We start from the raw sequence: 8,366 nt of genomic DNA, 5'->3' as shown, positions 1-8,366 counted from the left end.
GTCCAGTGATTCCGGCAAGCCGTCCACCGATTCCGGGAGGAAGTCGGAAAGTGGACGGCATGCGATCGGAACGAGTGGACGGCATCGCCCGGAACCGGTGGACGGCATGCCGTCGGAATCGGTGGCCGGCTTGGCCCGGTGTACGCACCCTGTACGGGCGGAATATGGAAACGGGGGGCTTGCGCCCCCCCTGGGTCGATCCGCGGGCCCGCGGCCGGGCCCCGCCTACGGCACGATCAGCACGTGGCCCGGGCAGTGGTGCATGACGTAGTGGGAGACCGAGCCCACGAGCATCTCGGCGGCCTCCTTGAGGCCCCGGCGGCCCACGAGCACGATCTCGTGCTCGTCCTCCTCGTAGATGCGGCACAGGGTGCGGCCCACGGTCCCCTCCTCCACCCGTGTGGCCACCTGGAACCCGAGCTTCCGGAGGCGCTCGGCCTCCCGCTCCAGCAGTTCCTCCCCCTGGGCAAACAGCTTCGTGAGGGCCTCGTACTTGGCCTTCCCCGGCAGATGATCGAGTCCGTGGATTTTGGGGTTCACCACGTGAATCAGGGTCACGTGGATCCCGGGCGCCGCTTCCTGGATGGCCACCAGGGCGTCGATGCACCGCCCCGAGGCGTCAGATCCGTCGAGGCCCACGAGGCATCGGATCGGCCGCTCCTCCTCAGGCCCCTTGGGGAACCGGCCGGTACGCTTCACCACCAGGGTCGGCCGGTCGGTGTGGTGGACCACGTGGCTCGAGGTGGACCCGAACAGGAGGTCCCCCAGGTCCGCCTGGCCGCGCCGGCCCAGGATGATCAGGGCGGCACCCAGGTCCTTGGCCGCCCTGCAGATGGCCTGCCCCGGCGGGCCTTCGAGCAGCCGGATCTCGACCTCGAGGCCCGCCTCCCGCACCCTTGCCGCCTCCCGCTCCAGGATCTCGGCCCCGACCTTCTTCGCGTTCTCCCGGATGAGGTCGAGGTACATGTCCGCGATCATGCGGTACTCGAGCTTTTTGAGGTCCACCGCGTGGGCCAGGGTGAGCTTCAGGGGGATCCGCTTCCCGAGCCGGATCACGTAGTCCAGGGTCCGGGCGCTGGGCTCGGAGCCGTCGGTGCACACGAGCGTCGGGATCGCCATGGCGTCACCCTCCTAGAAGCTCTGCGGGTAGAAGATCTTGGGCAGGAACAAAACGAGATCCGGGATGTACGTGAGGATCGCGAGCACGATGAGCTGCAGCAGGATGAACGGTATCACGGCCCGGGTCACGTAGATCAGGTCCTTTTTGGCCACGGCCCCGGTGATGTAGAGGCTCACCCCCATGGGCGGGGTGATGTACCCGATGCCCAGGTTCACGGTCATCAGGAGTCCGAAGTGGAGGCTGTTGATCCCGAACTGGTAGAGCATGGGCAGGAAGATCGGGGTCAAGATCAGCGTGGCCGAGATGACGTCCATGAACATCCCGACGATCAGGAGGAACAGGTTCACCACGGCCAGGAACACCCACTTGTTCGTGATGTTCGCGGTGACGGCCTCGGTGATGATCTGGGGCAGCCGCTCCACGGTGAGGTACTTCCCGAACACCGTGGCCCCGGCCACGATGACGAGCAGGGTGGCCGAGGTCACGGCCGAGGACACCACAACCTTCTTCACCTCGGCAAACCCCATGTCCTTGTGGATGAAGATCTCCACGATGAAGGCGTAAACGCAGGCCACCACGGCCGCCTCGTTGGCCGTGAACATGCCCGAGAAGATCCCGCCGAAGATGATCACGGGGAGCATCAGGGCCCAAAAGCTCTCCCTGATCACGGCCAGAAACTCCCGCAGGGGCGGGGGCTTCTGCATCCGGAAACCATCGCGTTTGCACACGAAGTACGTGTACAGGCAGAAAAACAAGGTGATGAGGAATCCTGGCACGAACCCCGTCATGAAGAGGGCGGCGAGGGAATCGTTGGTGATCATGGAGTAGAGGATCATCGAGATCGACGGCGGGATGATGATCCCCAGGATCGGCGCCGAAGTCATGACCCCGATCGAGTACTTCTCGTCGTACCCCTCGGCGATGAGCGCCGGGATCATGAACCCGCCGATGGCCACCACCGTGGCCACCGTGGACCCGGAGATCGCCCCGAACATGCCACAGGCGAGCACCCCCGCCATGCCAAGCCCACCGGGGAAAAAGCCCACCACCGCCTTGGCCGTCTTGATCAGCTTGTCCACGATGGAGCCCGAGGTCATGATGTTTCCGCACAGGATGAAGAAGAGCACCACGACCAGAGCGAAGTTGTCCATGCTCCGGTAGAAGGCCTGGGCCAGGAGCATGGACTGGGTGTCGAAGGGCATCGTCGTCATCGCGAAGAACGCCATGCCGACCACCCCGGTGAAAAAGAGGCACATGTACACCGGGATGGTGGAGGCCAACCCTCCGAGCAGCAGAAGCAACACGTAGTAGATGGTGCTGTCCATTTCCATGGTCCGCTCTCCCGGGCCCTACTCGGCCGCCGCTTCGGGTTCGGAGCCGTCTCCCGCCACGGGCCGGCCGGTGATGTCCTCGTAGAGCACGTGGGCCAGGCGCAGGAGCATCAGGATCCCCATCGCCGGCAGCATGAGGTAGAGAAGGTACTGGGGGATCTTCAGGATGATCGTGGCCTGCTTCGTCACGTACTGGAGCTTCACGAGCTTCCAGCCGTAGTACGTCATGAACACCCCGAACAGGGCCACCGCCGCGTGGTTCAGGAAATCCAGGGGTTTCCGGATCCAGGGGAAGAGGTTCGGAACGGCGTCAATCCGGATCAGGGCCCGGTTCTTCACGGCCGCGGCCGACCCGATGAACGTGGTGTACATGATGACCTCGCGCACGAGCTCCTCGGGCCAGGTCATGGTGTAGGTGATGGTGTAACGCGTGACCACGCTCACAAACAGGGTCACAAGGGTGGCCATCACCGTGAGGAACAGGGTCCATTCCTCGAAAAGCGTGAGGACCCGGTCGATCCCGTAGAGCACCTTCCGAACCATCGGATCTCCTCCCGCGGTAAACAAAACGGGCCGGGGGCCCCGGTTCTACCCGGAAACGCCCCCGGCCCGCGTCGACTTAGAGCTTGTAGCCCATGAAGTCCTGGACCTTCTTCAGGTAATCGGGCCCGATCTGATCCGCCCACTCCTTGTGCACGGCGTCACCCTTCTGCCGCAGCATCTGCATGTCGGACTCGGGCAGGGTGAAGAACTCGATGCCGGCCGCCTTGGCCTTCTCGATCTCCCGCTCCTCCTGCTCCCGGGTGAGCACGCGGGTCTTGGCGCACTCCTCGTGGATCACGTCGAGCAGGGTCTTCTGGAGGTCCTTGGGCAGACTCTGGAACCAGGCCTTGTTGATCAGGTGGATGAAGAGCCCCTGAGCGTAGTTGATCTGGGTGAAGTACTTGGCCACCTCAAACTTCTTGGTGATGTTGCACACCATGGGGGTATGGTCGAGGGCGTCGATCACGCCCTGTTTGAGCGCGATGTGCACGTCGGGCCAGGGCATCACGACCGCGTTCAGGCCCCACGCCTTGTAGAGGCTCTGGTTCACCGCCGCCTCGGCGATCCGGAACTTCAGGGGCTTGGCATCCTCGTAGGTGCGCACGGGCTTGGTGGTGGCCCAGCCGTAGTTCCCGTAGCCCGTAATGTCCACCCCCATCACGCCCTTGTCCTCGGCGCCGGCGAGGAAGTAATCGAAAAGCTCCTTGTCCTCGACGAACTTGTCGAGCTTGTCGAACGAGTTGATCAGAAACGGCAGGTTCACCACCCCCATCCGGGGCGCGATGTTCGTCACGGCCACCGAGGCGCACAGCATTCCCTGCACCGCACCCATGACGAGCTGGTTCAGGACCTCCACCTCGCCGCCGAGCTGGGAGAGCGGGTAGTAGTCGAAATAGATCTGGCCGTTGGTGCGCTTCCAGAGTTCGTCGCGGATCCGGTACCCCGCCGCGACCCCCTCGAGCACCGGGTGGGAGACGTTGGACACCTTCATCACGTACTTGGCGCCCGAGGGGTCGAACTTGGGCTTCCAGGCCTCCAGGGGGTTCTTCTTCTGTTCGGCCATGCCGACCCCGAGAGCCGTGGCCACACCGACCGCTGCCGCCAACGCTACGAGGTGCTTCCAGTGTCGCATGCTTCCTCTCCTTTCCTGCTGGTGGGGTAAACCGCCGCTTCCCTGCCCCGTGCGGGGCCCTCCAATCAAACGCGGTTGATAACCTACCATGCGTTCGATTGCCAATCAAGAAGGAAAATGGCGTTCGTTTGAACAAAACGCAGTTCAGCGGGAACGCAACCAAACGCCGGTCTACCGTTCGCGCACGGCCAAAAAGAGGGGCGCGGCCGCCCGCACCCCTCCCCTCGCGCTCCCGCGCTCAGGCTCCGGCTTCGCGTCCCAGGCGGAACGCCTCCAGGTTCACCTCGCGCACCTTGGGCGGCACGCTCTCCTCCACCGCCTTGTGCCAGACCTCGATGGGGAAATCCAGGAACCGGGAGGCCGCCCCCACCAACACCACGTTCGCGGCCTTGCGGTTTCCCGCCTTCTCTGCCAACGACGCGCTCTCCACCCGCACGAGGTTCACGGGGTAAGCTTTGAGCCGCTCCTCCACGTCGTCGGGGTATTCTGCGAGCCCCGCCGACACGGTGGAGGGGTTCACCCGGTCGGGGGTGTACACGATGGTGCCGTCGCGGCGCACCCAGTGGGCGAACCGCAGGGCCTCCAGGGGCTCGAACCCCAGGAGGATGTCGCAGCCCCCCTCGGCCACCAGCGGCGAGTGCACCTTCTCCCCGATCCGCACGTGGCTCACCACGCTCCCGCCCCGCTGGCTCATGCCGTGGACCTCGCTCTGTTTGATGTCCAGCCCCTGGAGCAGGGCCGCCTTGGAAAGGATCGCGCTCGCCAGGATCACGCCCTGGCCGCCGACCCCGCTCAACAGAAGATTTACCGTGTTCATCTCGATCCTCCGGTCAGAGTGGCGGCCCTTACGCCTGGGGCCGAATGGCGTCGAACTTGCACACCTGGGCGCACACGGTGCACCCCGTGCAGAAATTGGGGTCGATCTGGGCGTGCTTGGCGTCGCCCTCGCCGACCATGCCAAGGGCGATGCAGCTCGTCTTGAGGCACACGCCGCAGGCGGTGCAGGCCTCGGGGTCCACCTCCATGGGGGTGTTCTGCACCCGGTACTGGAGCACGCACGGGTCCTTGGTGATCACCACGGAGGGCTCGGGTTTTTCGAGCTCCTCCTTGAGCACGGTTTCGATTTCCTTGAGGTTGTACGCGCTCACCACCCGCACGTTCTCGGGTTTCACCCCGAGGGCCAGCACGAGCTTTTCCATCTCGATGGCCGGGGCGTCGTCGCCCATCAGGGTCTTCCCGATGCCCGGGGTCACCTGGCCCCCGGTCATGGCCGTGATCCGGTTGTCCTGGATGAGGACCACCGAGTGGCCGCCGTTCCAGATCATGTCCATGAGCCCGGTGACCCCCGAGTGGAAGAAGGTGGAGTCCCCGATCACGGCCACGGTCTTGTCCTTGCGGTCCGTCACCTCCCCCATGGCTTTGGAGATGCCGTGGGCCATGGTGATGGAGCCCCCCATGCACAGGCAGGCGTGCATGGCATCGAACGGCGGGAGCGCTCCCAGGGTGTAGCAGCCGATGTCGCCCGACACGAACACCTTGAGCTTCCGAAGCACAACGAACACCCCCCGGTGGGAGCAGCCCGGGCAGAGCACGGGCGGCCGCACCGGAAGCCCCTGGGCCGCGGGCTTGCGCTCAGGAGCCCGGCCCGTGAGCTTCTCCGCCACGAGGTCGGGGGTGAGCTCGCCCACGATGGGGAACCAGTCCTTGCCGTGGGCCACCTCGATCCCCAGGAGGCGCACCTGCTCCTCGAGGAACGGGTCGAGTTCCTCCACCACGATCACCTGGTCCACCTTCGAGGCGAACTCACGGACCAGGTCCTCGGGAAGGGGGTAGGTGAGCCCCAGCTTCAGGAAGCTCGCGTTCGGCATCGCCTCCTTGGCGTACTGGTAGGCCACGCCCGAGCTGATGATGCCCACCGCCCGGTCCCCCCACTCGATCCGGTTGAGCGGACTCGTGGCGCCGTAGGCCCGGAGCTTCCGGAGCCGCTCCTCGACCTGGGGGTGTTTGGGTCGGGCGAAGGCCGGGAGCATCACGAACTTCTTGATGTCCCGCTCCAGATGTTCCGGCGCCGGTCTCTCGGCCCGGTCGCCCAACTCCACGATGGACTTGGAGTGGGAGATCCGGGTGGTGGTCCGGAAGAGCACCGGGGTGTCGAACTCCTCCGAGATGTCGAAGGCGATCTTGAGGAACTCCTTGGCCTCGTGGGAGTCCGAGGGCTCGACGAGCGGGATCTTCGCGAATTTCGCGTAGTTTCGATTGTCCTGCTCGTTCTGGCTGGAGTGGAGATTCGGGTCGTCGGCGCACACGAGCACGAGCCCGCCCCGCCCCCCCGTGTAGGAGGCCGTGAACAGGGGGTCGGCCGCCACGTTCACGCCCACGTGCTTCATGGCCGCCAGGGCCCGCACCCCGGCCATGGAGGCGCCCACGGCGGTCTCCAGGGCCGTCTTCTCGTTGGGGGACCACTGGCTGTAGACGTCGGGCTTGTACCGGCTTCCGATGGTCTCCAGGATCTCGGTCGAGGGGGTTCCGGGATAGGCCGCGGCGTAACGCACCCCAGCCTCCCAGGCGCCCCGGGCGATGGCTTCGTTTCCGGACAGGACTTCCTTCATGGCAACTCCTTCAGGCGTTAGGGGCCCCTCGGGGCCCGATTAGGATGTGGTGTCCACTTTGACCACCAGGGCGGCGCCGGTGTCGCCGGCCGCGCACCCGGTAAAGAGCCCGTAGCCGCCGCCCTTCTCCACCAACTCCTCGATCATCTCGATGATGCACCGGCCGGCCGTGGGGCCCTGGGGGTGGCCGAAGACGAGCGGGCTTCCGTAGTTGTTGGCCTTGGCGGGGTCGATCCCGAACTCCCGGGCGAAGTAGATGTCGTTCACCACAAACGGGTTGTGGGTCTTGATCGCCCCCACCTGGTCGATCGTGATCCCGGCCCTCTCGAGGGCCATGCGGGCCGCCGGCACCGGTGCCATGGGCATGAACCCCTTCTTCACCCGGGCGAACCCGTAGGAGAGGATCTGGATCTCCACCCCGGGATCGGCCGAGAGCTCCCTGGCCCCGTCGCGGGTGGTCACGACCACGGCGCAGTTCCCGTCGGCCGGGTGGGTCTGGGCCCCGAAGGAGTGGACCCCGCCCTCCAGCACCGGCGGCAGCTTGGCCAGGGCCTCGCGGCTCGTGGGGATGATGCCCTCGTCGGCCTCGAGGGTGAGGGTCTTCTTCTTGCTGACCCGGACCTCCACCGGGAACATGTAGCGCTTCTGGAACGCTCGGTCGTTCTCCAGGGCCTTGGTGTACTGCTCGTACCGGAGCGCGGTGACCTCGTCGCACTCCTCCTTGGTGACCCCGATGGCCTTTGCCACGTTCTCGGCCGTCTGGATCATGGCGTTCTTGGCGAACGGGTCGCGGTTGAAGTTCTCCATGACCCAGTCCTCGGAGATCATCTGGCCGCCGGGGCCCAGGGGGTTCGGCCACAGGATGTGGGGCCCGTTGGAGCACCGGTCGGTCATGAGGGTGAGCACGTGGCCCATGGCCCCCGACTCGAGCCCCGTGGCCGCGTAGTAGAGGCAGGTGGTGGAGGTGGAGCAGGCCTGGCTCACGTTGCAGCCCGGGGTCTCCTCGGCCCCGATCATGCCGGCCACCCAGGGCGCGCCGTAGAAGGCCTGCTTCTGGTGGATCGTGTACCCGAGATAGAGGTAGTCGAACTGCTTCGGGTCCCACCCCTTCTGGCCGAGCCACCGGCTGGCCGTCTGGGCCCCGAGCACGAGCGAGTGCTCGGTCGAGAGGGTCCCCTGCCACTTCGAAAAGGGGCTCGAGTAGTACCCGCGGAACGGAACGTAGGCCTTGGTGAACATGGTCTCCTCCTCCCTATCGAACTGCGGTCAGCGGTCGTCGGTCTCCGGTCTTCGATCGAACGGGGGCTCGCGTTTACGCGCCGCCCCGGAGCTTCTTCTCGCGCTCCTTGAGTTCGCGCTTCAGGATCTTACCGGTGGGGTTCTTGGGCAGCTCGTCCAAAAACTCCACAATCCGCGGGGCCTTGTAGTCGGCCAGGTGCTTCTTGACGAGCTCGATGATCTCCTCGGCCGTGGTGCGGCCGGGCTCCTTGAGGGCGATCACCGCCTTCACGGTCTCGCCGAACACCTCGTGGGGCACCCCGATCACGGCGCACTCGCGCACGTTGGGGTGGGTGTAGATCACCTCCTCCACCTCCCGGGGCCAGATCTTGAGGCCGGCCGAGTTGATCATG

The 8,366-nt window shown here is 65.5% G+C and carries 8 protein-coding genes; all 8 read right to left on the bottom strand.

The features are described from left to right. Positions 1 to 225: 225 nt before the first annotated feature. Positions 226 to 1,119, bottom strand: a complete 894-nt coding sequence (locus tag ACY0I8_RS14090; RefSeq protein ID WP_461395275.1) for a universal stress protein — start codon at positions 1,117 to 1,119, stop codon at positions 226 to 228. 12 nt (positions 1,120 to 1,131) lie between these two features. Further along, complete coding sequence (locus tag ACY0I8_RS14085) at positions 1,132 to 2,445, bottom strand: TRAP transporter large permease (protein WP_461395274.1); 1,314 nt, start codon at positions 2,443 to 2,445, stop codon at positions 1,132 to 1,134. Between the two features lie 24 nt (positions 2,446 to 2,469). Next, a complete protein-coding gene (locus ACY0I8_RS14080) occupies positions 2,470 to 2,994 on the bottom strand; it encodes a TRAP transporter small permease (RefSeq protein WP_461395273.1) in 525 nt (174 codons plus the stop codon). Between the two features lie 76 nt (positions 2,995 to 3,070). Next, positions 3,071 to 4,126, bottom strand: a complete 1,056-nt coding sequence (locus ACY0I8_RS14075) for a TRAP transporter substrate-binding protein (protein WP_461395272.1) — start codon at positions 4,124 to 4,126, stop codon at positions 3,071 to 3,073. Between the two features lie 238 nt (positions 4,127 to 4,364). After that, a complete protein-coding gene (locus ACY0I8_RS14070; RefSeq protein WP_461395271.1) occupies positions 4,365 to 4,943 on the bottom strand; it encodes an indolepyruvate oxidoreductase subunit beta in 579 nt (192 codons plus the stop codon). Between the two features lie 28 nt (positions 4,944 to 4,971). Beyond that, the gene (gene iorA, locus ACY0I8_RS14065) at positions 4,972 to 6,735 is read right to left on the bottom strand and encodes an indolepyruvate ferredoxin oxidoreductase subunit alpha (protein WP_461395270.1); all 1,764 of its coding nucleotides are present in this window, start codon (positions 6,733 to 6,735) and stop codon (positions 4,972 to 4,974) included. Between the two features lie 39 nt (positions 6,736 to 6,774). Further along, on the bottom strand, positions 6,775 to 7,974 hold the full coding sequence (locus ACY0I8_RS14060) for a thiolase family protein (protein WP_461395269.1): 1,200 nt from the start codon (positions 7,972 to 7,974) through the stop codon (positions 6,775 to 6,777). Between the two features lie 73 nt (positions 7,975 to 8,047). After that, positions 8,048 to 8,366: AMP-binding enzyme (locus ACY0I8_RS14055; protein WP_461395268.1), on the bottom strand; the 319-nt coding region annotated here is incomplete at its 5' end.

This window comes from Deferrisoma sp., assembly GCF_054681715.1.
This window is presented reverse-complemented; position numbering and strand designations above follow the sequence as displayed.